15 protein-coding genes are annotated in these 16,668 nt (G+C 60.9%); 13 read left to right on the forward strand and 2 right to left on the reverse strand.

The annotated features are described in order from the left end of the window. Positions 1-146: 146 nt before the first annotated feature. A complete protein-coding gene (rsgA, locus tag KGA83_RS13295; RefSeq protein ID WP_095943175.1) occupies positions 147-1,178 on the reverse strand; it encodes a small ribosomal subunit biogenesis GTPase RsgA in 1,032 nt (343 codons plus the stop codon). A 107-nt stretch (positions 1,179-1,285) separates the two neighbouring features. Between rsgA and orn the strand changes: the two genes are divergently transcribed. Both orn and KGA83_RS13305 read left to right on the forward strand, forming a co-directional pair. Further along, positions 1,286-1,828: an oligoribonuclease gene (gene orn, locus KGA83_RS13300; RefSeq protein ID WP_008035288.1), complete on the forward strand. Its 543-nt coding sequence runs from the start codon at positions 1,286-1,288 to the stop codon at positions 1,826-1,828. A 157-nt stretch (positions 1,829-1,985) separates the two neighbouring features. After that, positions 1,986-2,597, forward strand: a complete 612-nt coding sequence (locus KGA83_RS13305; RefSeq protein WP_108218410.1) for a trimeric intracellular cation channel family protein — start codon at positions 1,986-1,988, stop codon at positions 2,595-2,597. Here KGA83_RS13305 and queG read toward each other — a convergent pair. Next, positions 2,579-3,667, reverse strand: coding sequence for a tRNA epoxyqueuosine(34) reductase QueG (gene queG, locus KGA83_RS13310; protein WP_223529879.1), 1,089 nt, complete (start codon positions 3,665-3,667; stop codon positions 2,579-2,581). The genes KGA83_RS13305 and queG overlap by 19 nt on opposite strands. 63 nt (positions 3,668-3,730) lie before the next feature. Between queG and KGA83_RS13315 the strand changes: the two genes are divergently transcribed. The 11 genes from KGA83_RS13315 to KGA83_RS13365 all read left to right on the forward strand — a co-directional run bounded on the left by KGA83_RS13315 (position 3,731) and on the right by KGA83_RS13365 (position 16,648). After that, the gene (locus tag KGA83_RS13315; protein ID WP_223529881.1) at positions 3,731-5,230 is read left to right on the forward strand and encodes an NAD(P)H-hydrate dehydratase; all 1,500 of its coding nucleotides are present in this window, start codon (positions 3,731-3,733) and stop codon (positions 5,228-5,230) included. Further along, a complete protein-coding gene (gene tsaE, locus KGA83_RS13320) occupies positions 5,218-5,688 on the forward strand; it encodes a tRNA (adenosine(37)-N6)-threonylcarbamoyltransferase complex ATPase subunit type 1 TsaE (protein WP_108218412.1) in 471 nt (156 codons plus the stop codon). Before KGA83_RS13315 ends, tsaE begins: the two co-directional genes overlap by 13 nt. Continuing rightward, positions 5,689-7,119, forward strand: coding sequence for an N-acetylmuramoyl-L-alanine amidase (locus tag KGA83_RS13325; RefSeq protein ID WP_108218413.1), 1,431 nt, complete (start codon positions 5,689-5,691; stop codon positions 7,117-7,119). Continuing rightward, positions 7,116-9,026: a DNA mismatch repair endonuclease MutL gene (gene mutL / locus KGA83_RS13330; protein WP_223529883.1), complete on the forward strand. Its 1,911-nt coding sequence runs from the start codon at positions 7,116-7,118 to the stop codon at positions 9,024-9,026. Before KGA83_RS13325 ends, mutL begins: the two co-directional genes overlap by 4 nt. Then, complete coding sequence (gene miaA / locus KGA83_RS13335; RefSeq protein ID WP_108218415.1) at positions 9,026-9,997, forward strand: tRNA (adenosine(37)-N6)-dimethylallyltransferase MiaA; 972 nt, start codon at positions 9,026-9,028, stop codon at positions 9,995-9,997. Before mutL ends, miaA begins: the two co-directional genes overlap by 1 nt. A 93-nt stretch (positions 9,998-10,090) precedes the next feature. After that, positions 10,091-10,351: an RNA chaperone Hfq gene (hfq, locus tag KGA83_RS13340; protein ID WP_007902656.1), complete on the forward strand. Its 261-nt coding sequence runs from the start codon at positions 10,091-10,093 to the stop codon at positions 10,349-10,351. A 12-nt stretch (positions 10,352-10,363) separates the two neighbouring features. Beyond that, entirely contained in the window at positions 10,364-11,665 is a 1,302-nt protein-coding gene (gene hflX, locus KGA83_RS13345; protein WP_223529884.1) for a ribosome rescue GTPase HflX, read from the forward strand. Positions 11,666-11,761: 96 nt separating this feature from the next. Beyond that, positions 11,762-12,937: an FtsH protease activity modulator HflK gene (hflK, locus tag KGA83_RS13350; protein ID WP_108218416.1), complete on the forward strand. Its 1,176-nt coding sequence runs from the start codon at positions 11,762-11,764 to the stop codon at positions 12,935-12,937. Further along, on the forward strand, positions 12,937-13,806 hold the full coding sequence (gene hflC / locus KGA83_RS13355) for a protease modulator HflC (RefSeq protein WP_108218417.1): 870 nt from the start codon (positions 12,937-12,939) through the stop codon (positions 13,804-13,806). Before hflK ends, hflC begins: the two co-directional genes overlap by 1 nt. A gap of 310 nt (positions 13,807-14,116) precedes the next feature. Continuing rightward, positions 14,117-15,304: an ATP phosphoribosyltransferase regulatory subunit gene (locus KGA83_RS13360; RefSeq protein WP_108218418.1), complete on the forward strand. Its 1,188-nt coding sequence runs from the start codon at positions 14,117-14,119 to the stop codon at positions 15,302-15,304. A 54-nt stretch (positions 15,305-15,358) separates the two neighbouring features. Next, on the forward strand, positions 15,359-16,648 hold the full coding sequence (locus tag KGA83_RS13365) for an adenylosuccinate synthase (RefSeq protein ID WP_108218419.1): 1,290 nt from the start codon (positions 15,359-15,361) through the stop codon (positions 16,646-16,648). Positions 16,649-16,668 lie beyond the last annotated feature (20 nt).

Here is a 16,668-nt window from a genome sequence, read left to right on the forward strand (position 1 = left end):
GGCTGGCGGCTACAAGGGGATGTGACTTAAAGAGAATTGCCCTACAAGCGCCGGTGCGGGTGTCTTACAGAAAGGTCTGATGTTTAAGCAGGGGAAAATCCAGCCACCGGCCGCCCCGCTGAAGGCAGGGCGGCCGGTACGTCTCTTTAGTAGCCGTTTTCCGGGAGACTGGCGATGATCGAGCGGTAGCTGTTCATCCGTTGCTGCTGCACGCGGCCGTCTTCAAGGGCCTTGAGCAGGGCGCAACCAGGTTCGCGGTCGTGCTTGCAGTCGCGGAAGCGACAAGTGCCGAGCAGGTCGTTGAACTCGATGAAACCGGCTTCGACGTCGGCACGGCTGACGTGGCCCAGGCCGAATTCGCGGATACCCGGGGAGTCGATCAACTCACCGCCGCCGGGGAAGTGGAACAACCGCGCGGTGGTGGTGGTGTGAGTGCCCTGGCCGGACAGCTCGGACAACGGACCGACGCGGGTTTCGACTTCCGGCAGCAGGCTGTTGACCAGCGACGACTTGCCGACGCCGGACTGGCCGACGAACACGCTGATGCGCCCGTCCAGCTGCTTCTGCAGTTGTTCCATGCCGTTGCCGTGGTGCGCCGACACTTCCAGCACCGGATAACCGAGGGTGCGGTACACCGCGAGCAAGGCATTCAGCGCAGGAGCGTTGTTGTCGTCGATCAGGTCGAACTTGTTCAGCAGCAACAGCGGTTTGATGCCCGCATGCTCGGCCGCGACCAGGTAGCGGTCGATCAGGTTGGCGTGGGGCTCGGGCAGCGGTGCAAACACGATGACGATCATGTCGACGTTGGCCGCAACAGGCTTGAGCTGACCACGGCTGTCCGGGCGGCACAGCTCGGTGTTGCGCGGCAGTTGCGCCACGATAACGCCGATGCCCTGGTTGCCGGCACGCCACACCACCTGATCGCCGGTCACCAGCGCCGGCAGGTTGGCGCGCAGGTGGCAACGGAACACCTGGCCGGCCAGTTCGCCGTCGCGGGCCTCGACCTCGACCTGCACGCCGAAGTGCGCGATCACCAGGCCATGCTGTTCCGGGCCCAGATCGCCGCCCTCAAGTGCCTCGACAGCCGAGGACTCGCGTTTGGCGGCGCGGGCGGCGCGCTCGCCCTGAATCTTTTCGATGCGCCAGTTTTGACGACGATTGAGTTGGCGTTTGGCCATGGGTGTTCCGTATCAAGAATGCAGCGATTAGGTAAAACGGCCGCGAGTTTAGCACGCCCGGCCACCGGCCTAGGCTAAACTGCGCAGCATTGCCTAGGAGCCGACACATGCAAAACCCGCAGAACCTGATCTGGATCGACCTGGAAATGACCGGTCTGAACCCGGATACCGACGTCATCATCGAAATGGCCACCATCGTCACCGACAGTGACCTGAACACCCTGGCCGAAGGCCCGGTGATCGCCATTCATCACAGCGACGAAATCCTCGCCGGCATGGACGAGTGGAACACCCGTCAGCACGGCGGTTCCGGGCTGACCCAGCGGGTTCGCGACAGCCGCATCAGCATGGCCGAAGCCGAAGCCGAAACCATCGCCTTCCTGGAGAAGTGGGTGCCCAAGGGCAAGTCGCCGATCTGCGGCAACAGCATCTGCCAGGATCGTCGCTTCCTTTATACCCACATGAAATCCCTGGAAAGCTTCTTCCACTACCGCAACCTCGATGTGTCCACGCTCAAAGAGCTGGCTGCGCGTTGGGCACCGGACGTGCGCGACAGCTTCAAGAAGGGCAGCACCCACCTGGCCCTGGACGACATCCGCGAATCCATCGCCGAGTTGCAGCACTACCGCAAGCATTTCATCAAGTTCTGATACGGCCCACGGTCCTTGTGTAGGAGCTGCCGCAGGCTGCGATCTTTTGATCTTGAGCACCAAAGTCAAAAGATCGCAGCCTGCGGCAGCTCCTGCAGGGGCTTGTAGGCTTTGGTGAAGTCAGTAGACTGCGCGCCTTTTCGCAAGGATCGCCACCATGCTGCTGATGCTCTACCTGATCGCCATCACTACCGAAGCCATGACCGGCGCCCTGTCTGCCGGGCGTCGTGGCATGGACTGGTTCGGTGTGGTGCTGATCGCTTGCGTCACGGCGCTGGGTGGCGGGTCGGTGCGTGACGTGCTGCTCGGGCACTACCCGCTGACCTGGGTCAAACACCCGGAATACCTGGTGCTGACGTCTGTCGCCGCGATGGTTACGGTGTTCACGGCGCGCTGGATGCGCCATCTGCGTTCACTGTTCCTGGTACTCGATGCCATGGGCCTGGTGGCGTTCACCCTGATCGGCTGCATCACCGCCCTGGAAATGGGCCACGGCATGTTGGTGGCCTCGGTCAGCGGGGTGATCACCGGGGTTTTCGGCGGCATCCTGCGAGACATCTTCTGCAACGATATTCCGCTGATCTTCCGGCGTGAGCTCTATGCCAGCGTGTCGTTTGCGGCGGCGTGGTGCTACATGCTCTGCATCTATCTGCAATTACCCGATGAACAATCGATTCTGATCACCCTGTTCGGTGGATTTTTGCTGCGCTTGCTGGCGATCCGTTTCCACTGGGAAATGCCCAAGTTCGTCTACAACGACGAAGCCTGACGTTCGGCATGTTGGCGCAACGCCCACTCGACGTGTTCACGTACCAGTTGCGAAGGATGTTCCCGTCGCGCCTTCAACGCTTCCAGCACCGGAATCGTTGAAGGCGCATTCCCCAGCCCCACCGCCAGGTTACGCAACCAGTTTTCGTAACCGGTCCGGCGCAGCGGCGAGCCTTCGGTGCTGCTGAGAAACTTCTCTTCATCCCACATGAACAGTTCCGCCAGTTCGGCATTGTCCAGATTGTGCCGCGGCTTGAAGTCGCTTTCACCGGACGGACGGGCGAAGCGGTTCCACGGGCAGACAATCTGGCAATCATCGCAACCGAACACCCGATTGCCGATCAGCGGTCGCAGGTCTTCAGGGATCGCGCCTTTGAGTTCGATGGTCAGGTAGGAAATGCAGCGCCGGGCATCCAGCACATAGGGGCCGACGAAGGCATTGGTCGGGCAGATGTCGAGGCAGGCGCTGCACCGCCCGCAGTGTTCGGTGGCGTGGGGCGGGTCTACCGGCAGCGGCAAGTCAACGAACAATTCGGCGAGGAAGAAATAACTGCCTGCCTTGCGATTCAACACCAGAGTGTTTTTGCCGATCCAACCCAGTCCGGCCTGTTCGGCAATGGCTTTTTCCAGCACCGGGGCGCTGTCGACGAATGCGCGATAGCCGAAAGGCCCGATGACCGCCTGGATCTTTTCCGCTAGTTGTTGCACGCGTTTACGGATCAACTTGTGGTAATCGCGACCCAGGGCATAACGCGAGACGTAGGCTTTTTCCGGCTGGGCGAGCATTTTTGCCATGTGGGTGTCGCCCGCCAGGTAGTCCATGCGCAGGGACACCACGCGCAATGTGCCCGGCACCAGCTCTTCGGGGTGCGAGCGTTTACTGCCGTGAGCGCCCATGTAGTCCATTTCGCCGTGGTAGCCGGCGGCGAGCCAGCGCTCCAGATGCTGCTCATGCTCGGCCAGGTCGAGGCCGCTGATGCCGACTTGTTGAAAGCCCAGCTCGCGGCCCCAGTCCTTGATGGATTGGGCGAGGGCGGGCAGGTCTGTGTCAATAGCGGGAATAGCGGGCATGAGGCGAGAGAAACCGGAGCTGAGGTGCGTATAATTCTGCCAGACATCGGAGCCCGAAGACGCATGCCGCACATTAAAGATGAATTACCCGACGCGCTGTACAGCGCAGCGCAAGTGCGAAGCCTCGATGCGAGCCTGATCGCGGCCGGCACACCGGGCTTCGAATTGATGCAGCGTGCAGCACATGCGACCTGGCGGGCCTTGGTCCGCCGATGGCCGACAGCGAAAGAAATGAGCGTGCTGGCCGGTCACGGCAACAATGCCGGGGATGGGTATCTGGTGGCGGCGCTGGCCAAACGTGCCGGTTGGACGGTGCGGGTGCTGGCGGTGGGGGATCCGCAGCGCTTGCAGGGTGATGCGGCGTTGGCCCATGCCGAGGCAGTGTCTGAAAAAGTGCTCATCGAGCCTTGGACCGCACAATCCGGAATACGCGGCATTGTGCTGGATGCTTTGCTTGGTACCGGACTGGGCGGCGATGTGCGTGAGCCGTATGCCAGCGCCATCGCCGCGATCAACTCCAGCGGGTTGCCGGTTGCGGCGGTGGATATCCCTTCGGGGCTGTGTGCCGATACCGGTCGTGTGCTTGGCTGCGCGGTGTGTGCCGATCTGACGGTGACGTTCATCGGGTTGAAGCTGGGGGTGTTCACCGGTGATGCGGCGGATGTGGTGGGTGAGCTGGTATTCAACGACCTGCGCGCCGATCCACAGCTGCTTGAGGCGGCACCGCGCAGTGCCCTTCGCCTGACGGCGGCTAACCTGCCGCGTCTGGCCTTCCGGCAACCTGCTTCCCATAAAGGCAAGTTCGGCCATGTGCTGCTGATCGGCGGTGATCGCGGTTATGGCGGAGCGATCCTGCTGAGCGCGCAGGCTGCGCTACGCAGCGGTGCGGGCATGGTGTCGGTGGCAACCCGCGGCGAACATGTGCCGGCGGCCCTGGCCAGAATCCCCGAGGCCATGGTGTTGGGCGCTTCTTCGGCCAATCAGTTGATGGAATTGCTGCAAAAAGCTTCCGTGTTGGTGGTCGGCCCGGGTCTGGGTCAGACTGCCTGGGCGCGCAGCCTGTTGTCGGCCGCCGCCAACGCACCACTGCCGCAAGTCTGGGATGCCGATGCGCTGAACATGTTGGCCGAAGCCTGTGTGAGCTTGCCCAGGTATTGCGTGATCACGCCGCATCCCGGGGAGGCCGCGCGGTTGCTGGGCCTGAGCACTGCCGAGGTTCAGGCTGATCGTCCTGCAGCTGCCCGTGCATTGAGCAAAAAATACACAGCGGTCGTGGTGCTCAAAGGTGCCGGAAGTTTGATCGCCAGTCCTGACGGGCGCCTGGCGCTGTGTCATCAGGGCCATCCGGCGATGGCCACCGCCGGGTTGGGCGACGTGCTGGCCGGTTTGCTGGGGGCGCTGCTGGCTCAGGGCATGGCCGCATTCGACGCGGCCTGCCTGGGAGTCTGGCTGCACGCCAATGCCGGCGTGCAACAAGGAAAAATGGGCCGTGGGCTGGCGGCCAGTGATCTGATTCCAGCCATTCGTCAGTTGTTGGAGGAGCAAGCACCGTGTCTGAAGTAACCCTGTACCTGGCCGATGAGCAGGCCATGAGCGACTTTGGCGCACGCATTGCCCGAATCACCCAAGGCCATGGCCTGATCTTCCTCGAGGGCAACCTGGGGATGGGCAAAACCACCTTGTCCCGAGGCATTATCCGCGGCCTGGGGCATGCCGGGGCAGTAAAAAGCCCGACGTTCACCCTGGTTGAACCCTATGAGATCGGCGATATTCGCGCCTTCCATTTCGACTTGTACCGTCTGGTCGACCCGGAGGAGCTTGAGTTCCTCGGTATCCGCGACTACTTCGAAGACGACGCGCTGTGCCTGATCGAGTGGCCTGAAAAAGGTGCAGGCTTTTTGCCAAAGCCGGACCTGACCATTACCATTAGCCCGCAAGACAGCGGGCGTTCGCTGAAAATTTTATCCCAGGGCTCGCGTGGCGAGGCCTGGTGTGCCGCTTTGGCATTGGAATCCAAATAGATGATGGGGTTAGGTATGCGCTTTCGCGCGTTGGTGGCTGCCGTAGGGGTGTTGTTTTTGGCGGTGACCGTCGACGCTGTGGCCGATACGAAGGTCAACAGTGTTCGTCTGTGGCGGGCACCGGACAACACACGACTGGTGTTTGACCTCACCGGCCCGGTGCAACACAGCGTCTTTACCCTGACGGCTCCGGATCGTCTGGTCATCGACATCAATGGCGCGACCCTCGGTGCGCCGCTCAACGTCAACACCTCGAACACTCCGATCACCGCCATGCGCTCGGCTCAACGCACGCCGACCGACCTGCGGGTGGTCATCGATCTGAAAAGGGCGGTAACGCCGAAGAGCTTCTCCCTGGCGCCGAACGCCCAGTACGGCAACCGGTTGGTGGTCGATCTGTTCGATAACGCCGCAGATGCCGCTCCTCCTCCAGCACCAACGCCTTCGGTCGCCACAGTGCCCGCCGTGCCGGTCACGCCTGCTGAACCGGCAATCAAGCTGCCACCGGCCCCGGCCGGCAAGCGCGATATCATTGTGGTGATCGACGCCGGTCACGGTGGCGAAGACCCGGGGGCTTCGGGTTCTCGCGGTCAGCGTGAAAAAGACGTGGTACTGGCCATCGCCCGTGAACTGCAACGGCAGGTCAGCGGCATGAAAGGCTTCCGCGCCGAACTGACCCGTACCGGCGACTATTTCATTCCATTGCGCGGCCGTACCGAAATTGCCCGCAAGAAAGGCGCCGACCTGTTCGTCTCGATCCACGCCGACGCCGCGCCTTCTACCGCCGCTTTCGGTGCCTCGGTCTTTGCCCTGTCTGATCGCGGCGCGACCTCGGAGACGGCCCGTTGGCTGGCCGACAGCGAAAACCGTTCCGACCTGATCGGTGGTGCCGGCAACGTCAGCCTCGATGACAAGGACCGCATGCTCGCCGGCGTGCTGCTTGACCTGTCGATGACCGCATCCCTGACGTCCAGCCTGAACGTTGGCCAGAAGGTGCTAAGCAACATCGGCCGGGTTACGCCGCTGCACAAGCAGCGGGTCGAGCAAGCCGGATTCATGGTGTTGAAGTCGCCGGATATTCCGTCGATCCTGGTGGAAACCGGGTTCATCTCCAACGCCGACGAAGCCTCGAAACTCGCGGCATCGAGCCATCAGCAGGCGTTGGCGCGTTCGATTAGCAGCGGCGTGCGTCAGTTCTTCCAGCAGAACCCTCCACCGGGCACTTACATCGCCTGGCTGCGTGATTCCGGCAAAATCGCCCAAGGCCCACGTGACCACCGGGTAAACCCGGGCGAAACGCTGGCGATGATCGCCGTGCGCTATCAGGTGTCGCCCGCGACCCTGCGCAGCGCCAACAACCTGTCGAGCGATGAACTCAAGATCGGTCAACACCTGACTATTCCGGGCACTGAATTGGCGGCCAAAGAATGAATCAGGTCGAGAACAACAGCGCTCGCATCGAGCTGCTCAGCCCGCGACTGGCGAACCAGATTGCGGCGGGTGAGGTGGTCGAACGCCCGGCTTCGGTGATCAAGGAGCTGCTGGAAAACAGCCTCGACTCCGGCGCCAAACGCATCGACGTCGATGTGGAGCAGGGCGGCGTCAAGCTGCTGCGGGTGCGCGACGATGGCAGCGGCATTTCCGCCGATGACCTGCCGCTGGCGCTGGCCCGTCACGCCACCAGCAAGATCCGCAACCTGGAAGACCTCGAACAGGTCATGAGCCTGGGGTTTCGTGGTGAGGCTCTGGCATCGATCAGCTCCGTGGCGCGCCTGACCCTGACCTCGCGCACCCGCGACGCCGATCAGGCCTGGCAGGTCGAGACCGAAGGCCGGGACATGGCGCCTCGCGTGCAGCCCGCGGCCCATCCGGTGGGCACATCGGTTGAAGTGCGCGACCTGTTCTTCAACACGCCGGCGCGACGCAAATTTCTCAAGACGGAAAAAACCGAATTCGATCACCTGCAAGAAGTGATCAGGCGCCTGGCCCTGGCGCGCTTCGATGTGGCGTTCCATCTGCGCCACAACGGCAAGACCATCCTCAGCCTGCACGAGGCCCATGATGATGCGGCCCGTGCCCGGCGCGTGGCAGCGATCTGCGGGCCGGGCTTCCTGGAGCAGGCGCTGCCGATCGAGATCGAGCGCAACGGCCTGCATCTATGGGGCTGGGTCGGCCTGCCGACCTTCAACCGCAGCCAGGCCGACTTGCAGTATTTCTTCGTCAATGGCCGTGCGGTGCGCGACAAACTGGTGGCTCACGCGGTACGCCAGGCTTATCGCGACGTGCTGTTCAACGGTCGACACCCGACCTTTGTACTGTTTTTCGAAGTCGATCCGACCGGCGTGGACGTCAACGTACACCCGACCAAGCACGAAGTGCGCTTCCGTGAAGGGCGCATGGTTCACGATTTCCTCTACGGCACCTTGCACCGCGCCTTGGGCGATGTGCGGCCGGACGATCATCTGGCGGCGCCGGTTGCCACGGCCATCGTCCGGCCTACCGGCCTCGAAGCCGGTGAATTCGGGCCCCAGGGTGAAATGCGCCTGGCCGCCAATGCGCTGCTGGAGCAGCCTCAGGCTCAGCCGTCGTTCAATACGCCGGCGGGTTCGGGAGCGGGCGCGGGTTATCAGTATCAATACACGCCGCGTCCGCAGTCCGGAGTGCCCGTCGCCGAAGCGCAGGCCGCCTATCGCGAGTTCTTTGCACCGCTGCCCGAAGCCAATGCCGTCGCGCTACCGGCCGGGCAGGACGACATCCCGCCGCTCGGTTATGCACTGGCACAACTCAAGGGCATCTACATCCTTTCGGAAAACGCCCAGGGCCTGGTACTGGTGGACATGCATGCCGCCCACGAGCGGATCATGTATGAGCGTCTGAAGGTGGCGATGGCCAGCGAAGGCCTGAGCGGCCAGCCGTTGCTGGTGCCGGAGTCCCTGGCCGTCAGCCAGCGTGAAGCCGATTGCGCCGAGGAGCATGTCGCCTGGTTCCAGCGCCTGGGCTTTGAATTGCAGCGTCTGGGCCCGGAAACCCTGGCGATCCGGCAGATCCCGGCACTGCTCAAGCAGGCCGAAGCCAACCGGCTGGTCGCCGACGTCCTGGCTGATCTGATGGAGTTCGGCACCAGCGACCGCATTCAGGCGCACCTGAACGAATTGCTCGGGACCATGGCCTGCCATGGTGCGGTTCGTGCGAATCGGCGCCTGGCCCTGCCGGAAATGAACGGTCTGCTGCGTGACATGGAAAACACCGAGCGCAGCGGTCAATGCAACCATGGCCGACCGACCTGGACCCAACTGGGCCTGGACGATCTGGACAAACTGTTCTTGCGCGGTCGTTGATGAGCCAGTTCCCACCTGCGATTTTCCTGATGGGCCCGACCGCCGCCGGCAAGACCGACCTGGCCATCGAACTCACCAAGGTCCTGCCGTGCGAGTTGATCAGCGTCGATTCGGCGCTGGTCTACCGTGGCATGGACATCGGCACCGCCAAGCCTTCCAAAGAGCTGCTGGCGCAATATCCGCATCGTCTGATCGATATTCTCGACCCGGCCGAGAGCTATTCGGCTGCGGATTTCCGCCGTGATGCCCTGGAAGCCATGGCGGAGATCACCGCACGCGGAAAAATTCCGCTGCTGGTGGGCGGCACCATGCTCTATTACAAGGCTTTGGTTGAAGGTCTGGCGGATATGCCGGCCGCCGATCCCGAGGTCCGCGCGCAAATCGAAGAAGAGGCTGCGCGCCTTGGCTGGCAAGCCTTGCACGAACAATTGGCGGTGATTGATCCGGAGTCCGCAGCCCGAATACATCCGAACGATCCCCAGCGATTGAGTCGAGCACTGGAGGTTTATCGTGTCAGCGGTCAAAGCATGACCGCCCTGCGGTTGCAACAATCTGTGCAAAGTACTGAAGCAGCCGCTTCGGGACTGCAACAATTGCCCTATACTGTCGCGAACTTGGCCATTGCTCCGGCAAATCGCCAGGTACTGCATGAGCGAATTAAACAAAGATTCACTTTAATGTTGGAACAGGGATTCATTGACGAGGTCGTAGCCCTGCGTAATAGAGGTGACCTGCATACCGGGTTGCCGTCTATACGTGCAGTAGGCTACCGCCAAGTCTGGGACTACCTGGATGGCAAGCTGACGTCAGCCGAGATGCAGGAGCGTGGAATCATTGCCACGCGCCAATTGGCGAAACGTCAGTTCACCTGGCTGCGCAGTTGGACTGATCTGCATTGGCTGGACAGTCTGGATTGCGACAATCTGCCGCGCGCCTTGAAATACCTGGGGACCGTCTCCATATTGAGCTGAGTCCTTGCAATTGCCGTCTATCCTTGGGGGTGTGACGGCCAAAGCCATCTGTTTACCTATTTTTTATATTGAATCCTTAAAGGAGTGCGGCACATGTCAAAAGGGCATTCGCTACAAGACCCTTACTTGAATACGTTACGTAAAGAGAAAGTTGGGGTGTCCATCTATCTGGTCAACGGTATCAAACTGCAAGGCACGATCGAGTCTTTCGACCAGTTCGTTATCCTGCTGAAAAACACCGTCAGCCAGATGGTCTACAAACACGCGATCTCTACAGTGGTGCCGGTTCGTCCAATTCGTCTGCCTAGCGCAACCGAATCCGAAGCAGGTGACGCTGAGCCAGGTAACGCCTGATAGGAGTCTCCTTTGTTCTTTGAGCGCCACGGTGGTGGTGAGCGAGTAATCCTCGTTCACTTGGATGGACAGGACCCTGAGGCGCGCGAAGATCCGCAGGAGTTTCAGGAACTGGCTAATTCGGCGGGTGCCGAGACCGTCGCGTTTTTTAACGTGCCGCGTCATCGGCCAACCGCCAAGACACTGATTGGCAGTGGCAAGGTCGAGGAGCTGCGCGACCTGGTCAAAGCCGAACAGGCCGATCTGGTAATTTTCAATCACATCCTCACGCCCAGTCAGGAGCGTAACCTCGAACGTGTTTTCGAGTGTCGCGTGATCGACCGTACCGGTCTGATTCTCGATATTTTCGCCCAGCGCGCCCGTACCCATGAAGGCAAGCTCCAGGTCGAACTGGCCCAGCTTGACCACATGAGCACCCGGCTGGTTCGTGGGTGGACTCACCTTGAGCGCCAAGGTGGCGGTATCGGTATGCGTGGCCCGGGTGAAACCCAGCTGGAAACCGACCGCCGTTTGCTGCGGGTTCGCCTGCGGCAGATCAAGGGTCGGCTGGAGAAAGTACGCAGCCAGCGAGAACAGTCGCGCCGTGGCCGATCGCGTGCGGATATTCCTACCGTGTCCCTGGTGGGGTACACCAACGCCGGTAAATCCACGCTCTTCAATAACGTGACGAAATCTGACGTCTACGCGGCTGACCAATTGTTTGCCACGCTGGACCCGACCCTGCGTCGTCTGGATATAGACGATCTGGGGCCGATTGTCCTGGCGGACACTGTGGGTTTCATTCGCCACTTGCCCCACAAGCTGGTCGAAGCATTTCGGTCTACCCTCGAAGAGTCGAGTAACTCCGATCTGTTGTTGCACGTGATCGATGCGGCCGAACCGGATCGCATGTTGCAGATCGAGCAGGTAATGGTGGTGCTCGGCGAGATTGGTGCCCAGGACTTGCCGATCCTCGAGGTCTATAACAAACTCGATTTGCTTGAAGGCGTTGAGCCACAAATCCAGCGCGACGAAAACGGCAAGCCCCAACGGGTCTGGCTGTCGGCGCGTGATGGCAGTGGTCTGGAATTGCTTGAGCAAGCCATTGCCGAGTTACTGGGCAGTGATTTGTTTGTCGGTACCTTGCGCTTGCCGCAACGATTCGCTCGGCTGCGTGCGCAGTTCTTCGAACTCGGTGCGGTGCAGAAAGAAGAACACGACGAAGAAGGCATCAGTTTGCTGGCCGTTCGTTTGCCCCGGATCGAGTTGAATCGACTGGTAAGCCGCGAGGGATTGCAGCCGATGGAATTCATCGAGCAACACACTTTGCAATAAAAGCCTGAGAAAGCGGTTGTGCCGCGGTGACAGGCATTCTGTAGCATTGGTCGGCGCGCCGTGGGTGCGTCTTTGCTTTATCAGATGGAGAGCGCTATGGCTTGGAATGAGCCGGGTGGCAACTCGAATAATCAGGATCCTTGGGGTGGCAAGCGTCGTAACAACGGCGACCGCAAGGGCCCACCGGATCTCGACGAGGCCTTCCGAAAGCTGCAGGAAAGCCTGAACGGGTTGTTCGGTGGCGGTAAGAAACGTGGTAGCGACGACGGCGGTGGTCCGGGCAAGAGTGGCGGCTTTGGCGGCCTGCTCGGCATCGGTCTGGTCGTGCTGGCCGCCGTGTGGCTGTATAGCGCGGTCTACGTGGTCGACGAGCAGGAGCAGGCCGTGGTGCTGCGCTTCGGCAAGTACTACGAAACCGTCGGCCCGGGTCTGAACATCTATTTCCCGCCGATCGACAAGAAGTACATGGAAAACGTCACGCGTGAGCGTGCGTACACCAAGCAGGGCCAGATGCTGACTGAAGACGAAAACATCGTCGAAGTGCCGCTGACCGTGCAGTACAAGATCAGCAACCTGCAGGACTTCGTGCTGAGCGTCGATCAGCCGGAAATCAGCCTGCAGCACGCGACCGACAGCGCCTTGCGCCATGTGGTGGGTTCCACCGCGATGGACCAGGTACTGACCGAAGGTCGTGAGTTGATGGCCAGCGAAATCAAGGAGCGTCTGCAACGCTTCATGGACACCTATCGCACCGGTATCACCGTTACCCAGGTCAACGTACAGAGCGCAGCGGCACCGCGCGAAGTCCAGGAAGCCTTCGATGACGTGATCCGTGCCCGGGAAGACGAGCAGCGTTCGCGCAACCAGGCAGAAACCTATGCCAACGGCGTCGTGCCGGAAGCCCGTGGTCAGGCCCAGCGCATCCTCGAAGATGCCAATGGTTACCGTGACGAAACCGTCTCGCGCGCCAAGGGTGAGGCCGATCGCTTCACCAAGCTGGTCGCCGAGTACCGCAAGGCTCCTGAGGTCACCCGCCAGCGTCTGTATCTGGACACCATGCAGGAAGTCTTCAGCAACACCAGCAAGGTTCTCGTGACCGGCAACAAGAACGGCCAGAACAACCTGCTGTACCTGCCGCTGGACAAAATGGTCGAAAGTGGTCGCAATACCAGCACTCCAATGAGCGGTGCGGCAGCCACCAGCAATGAAGCGAATACGCGTGCGGCAGCAGATCTGCAGCAACAGCAAGCACGTACCAGGGAGAGTCGCTGATGAGCAATAAATCGCTGATCGCCCTTATTGTCGGCGTCGTCGTGGCGATCGCTGCCTGGAACTGCTTCTACATCGTGGCTCAGACCGAGCGTGCGGTGTTGCTGCAGTTCGGTCGCGTGGTCCAGACCGATGTTCAGCCGGGCCTGCATGTGAAAGTGCCTTACGTTAACCAGGTGCGCAAATTCGACGCACGCCTGATGACGCTGGATGCCCCGACACAACGCTTCCTGACGCTGGAAAAGAAAGCCGTGATGGTCGACGCCTTCGCCAAGTGGCGCGTGAAGGACGCAGAGCGTTACTACACCGCGACTTCCGGCCTCAAGCAGATCGCCGACGAGCGCCTGTCTCGCCGTCTGGAATCGGGCCTGCGTGACCAGTTCGGTAAGCGCACCCTGCATGAAGTGGTGTCGGGTGAGCGTGATGCGCTCATGGCGGATATCACGGCTTCGCTGAACAAGATGGCTGAAAAAGAACTGGGCATCGAAGTTGTCGATGTTCGGGTCAAGACCATCGACCTTCCGAAAGAAGTGAACCGCAGCGTGTTCGAACGTATGAGCACCGAGCGTGAGCGTGAAGCTCGTGAGCACCGCGCCAAGGGTAACGAGCTGGCCGAAGGCATTCGAGCTGACGCCGATCGTCAGCGCCGCGTGCTGCTGGCTGAAGCCTATCGTGAATCCGAGGAGGTTCGCGGTGACGGTGATGCCCAGGCCGCTGCGATCTATTCCAAGGCCTACGGCCAGGATCAGGAGTTCTACGCGTTCTATCGTAGCCTGCGCGCCTACCGTGAAAGCTTCGCGAACAAATCCGACGTATTGGTCCTCGACCCAAGCAGCGACTTCTTCCACTACCTGGAAAAAGCCAAGCCTTGATACGACGTTGACCTGAATCCTCCCGCCGGGCGGCTAAAACCTCTGGCGGGGTGATCCTTTGGGAAAACGTGTGTATGATGCGGCAGCCGGGAAATTCCCGGCTTTTTTGCGTCTGCATGTTTGATTGCTGTTTTTAAGCAGATGCCGGGCCGATGGGCTCGACAGTTTTTCGAGGAAAGTGGTCAGCGAAGCCGGTAGAAGGGCTTTTCGCTCCGTCGCTCATGCGCGTGGTTTGCGCATGGGCTGATCATTTTCTGCTTCACTCAAGGATCGCCGACAGGCTGGTCGCCCGGATATAGGGGAAGGCGTAATGGCAACGGTAGACCGCTGGCTTCTGCCAGATGGCATCGAAGAAGTACTGCCACCGGAAGCGGCGCGTATTGAAATCGCGCGTCGTCAGGTGTTGGATCTGTTCCAGAGCTGGGGTTACGAGTTTGTCGTGACTCCCCATATCGAGTACCTGGAATCCCTGCTGACCGGCGCAGGCCAGGACCTGGATCTGCGCACCTTCAAGGTCATCGACCCGCAATCGGGCCGGCAGATGGGTTTCCGTGCCGACATCACGCCGCAAGTGGCGCGCATCGATGCGCATACCCTGCGTCGCGAAGGTCCGAGTCGACTGTGCTATGCCGGTAGCGTGCTGCATGCTCAGCCTCGCGCCTTGTCGTCCTCGCGCAGCCCGATTCAGCTGGGCGCCGAGTTGTACGGCGACGGCAGCCCAAGCAGCGACGTCGAAGTCATCAGCCTGATGCTCGCCATGTTGCAACTGGCCGATGTGCCGGATGTGCACATGGACCTCGGCCATGTCGGAATCTACCGTGGCCTGGCCCGCGCTGCCGGTTTGTCCGGTGAAGTCGAGCAGCAGTTGTTCGATGCTTTGCAACGCAAGGCCATCGATGAGGTCATTACCTTGACCGAGGGCTTGCCTACCGATCTGTCGGGCATGCTGCGGGCGTTGGTCGATCTGTGTGGCGATCGTGAAGTGCTGGCTGCGGCCCGCGAGCGCCTGGCCAAGGCTCCGGCCCCTGTTCTGGCAGCTCTGGACGACTTGCTGGCGATTGCCGAGCGGCTGTCCGCGCGTTTCCCTGAGCTGCCGCTATATTTCGACCTCGGCGAGCTGCGCGGGTACCACTACCACACCGGTGTGGTGTTCGCCGTGTTCGTGCCGGGTGTTGGCCAGTCGATTGCCCAGGGCGGTCGTTACGACGACATCGGCGCCGACTTCGGTCGCGCACGTCCGGCAACCGGTTTCTCTACCGATTTGAAAACCCTGGTGACCCTGGGGCGTGCTGAGATCGAGCTACCGTCTGGCGGTATCTGGATGCCTGACAGTACGGATGCAGCACTCTGGCAGCAGGTTTGCCAGTTGCGCAGTGAGGGTCAGCGTGTCGTTCAGGCCTTGCCTGGACAACCTTTGGCCGCCGCCCGTGAAGCGGACTGCGACCGGCAATTGATTCAGCAGAACGGGCTTTGGCAAGTTTCGCCACTGGCTTCTTGAGTTTTCCTGCCGGCCGCCGCCGGCACCAAGTTTGCGCGAATGAGGACAAGTGTTATGGGTAAGAATGTCGTAGTCCTGGGCACCCAATGGGGTGATGAGGGCAAAGGCAAGATCGTTGATCTGCTGACCGAACATGCTGCCGCCGTAGTGCGTTACCAGGGTGGCCACAACGCTGGCCACACGCTGGTGATCGACGGTGAGAAGACCGTCTTGCACCTGATCCCGTCGGGTGTACTGCGCGAAGGCGTGCAGTGCCTGATCGGCAACGGCGTGGTGGTTGCACCTGACGCCTTGCTGCGCGAGATCACCAAGCTGGAAGAAAAAGGTGTGCCGGTGCGCGAGCGCCTGCGTATCAGCCCTTCCTGCCCGCTGATCCTGTCCTTCCACGTTGCGCTGGACCAGGCCCGTGAAAAGGCCCGTGGCGAGCTGAAGATCGGTACCACCGGTCGTGGCATCGGCCCGGCCTACGAAGACAAGGTTGCACGTCGTGGCCTGCGTGTGGGCGACCTGCTCAACATGCCGCGCTTTGAAGACAAGCTGCGTGAACTGGTGGATTACCATAACTTCATGCTGGTGGGTTACTACAAAGAGCCAGCCATCGAATTCGACAAGACCCTGGCCGAATGCAAAGAATACGCTGAGCTGCTCAAGCCGCTGATGCTGGATGTGACTGCCGAGCTGCACGACCTGCGTCGCGCTGGCAAAGACATCATGTTCGAAGGCGCTCAAGGCTCCCTGCTGGACATCGACCACGGTACCTACCCGTACGTGACCAGCTCTAACACCACCGCTGGCGGCGTTGCTACCGGTTCGGGTGTTGGCCCTATGTTCCTGGACTACATCCTGGGTATCACCAAGGCTTACACCACGCGTGTAGGTTCGGGCCCATTCCCGACGGAGTTGTTCGACGAAGTCGGGGCGCACCTGGCTAAACAAGGTCACGAGTTCGGCGCGACTACCGGCCGTGCTCGTCGTTGTGGCTGGTTCGACGCTGTTATCCTGCGTCGCGCTATCGATGTGAACAGCATCTCGGGCATCTGCCTGACCAAGCTGGACGTGCTCGACGGTCTGGAAGCCATCAACATCTGTGTCGGCTACAAGGATGCGGAAGGTAAGGCCGTTGCTCCGACTGATGCTGACAGCTACGTAGGCCTGCAGCCTGTGTACGAAGAAGTGCCGGGCTGGACCGAGTCGACCGTGGGTGCCAAAACCCTGGAAGAGCTGCCAGCTAACGCCCGTGCTTACATCAAGCGCGTCGAAGAGCTGATCGGCGCGCCGATCGACATTATTTCGACGGGCCCGGACCGCAACGAAACTATCGTTCTGCGTCATCCGTTTGCTTGATAAGTCGTTGATGTAAAACA

Origin of the sequence: Pseudomonas sp. GL-R-19, assembly GCF_019956375.1 — a bacterium.
Lineage (GTDB): Bacteria > Pseudomonadota > Gammaproteobacteria > Pseudomonadales > Pseudomonadaceae > Aquipseudomonas.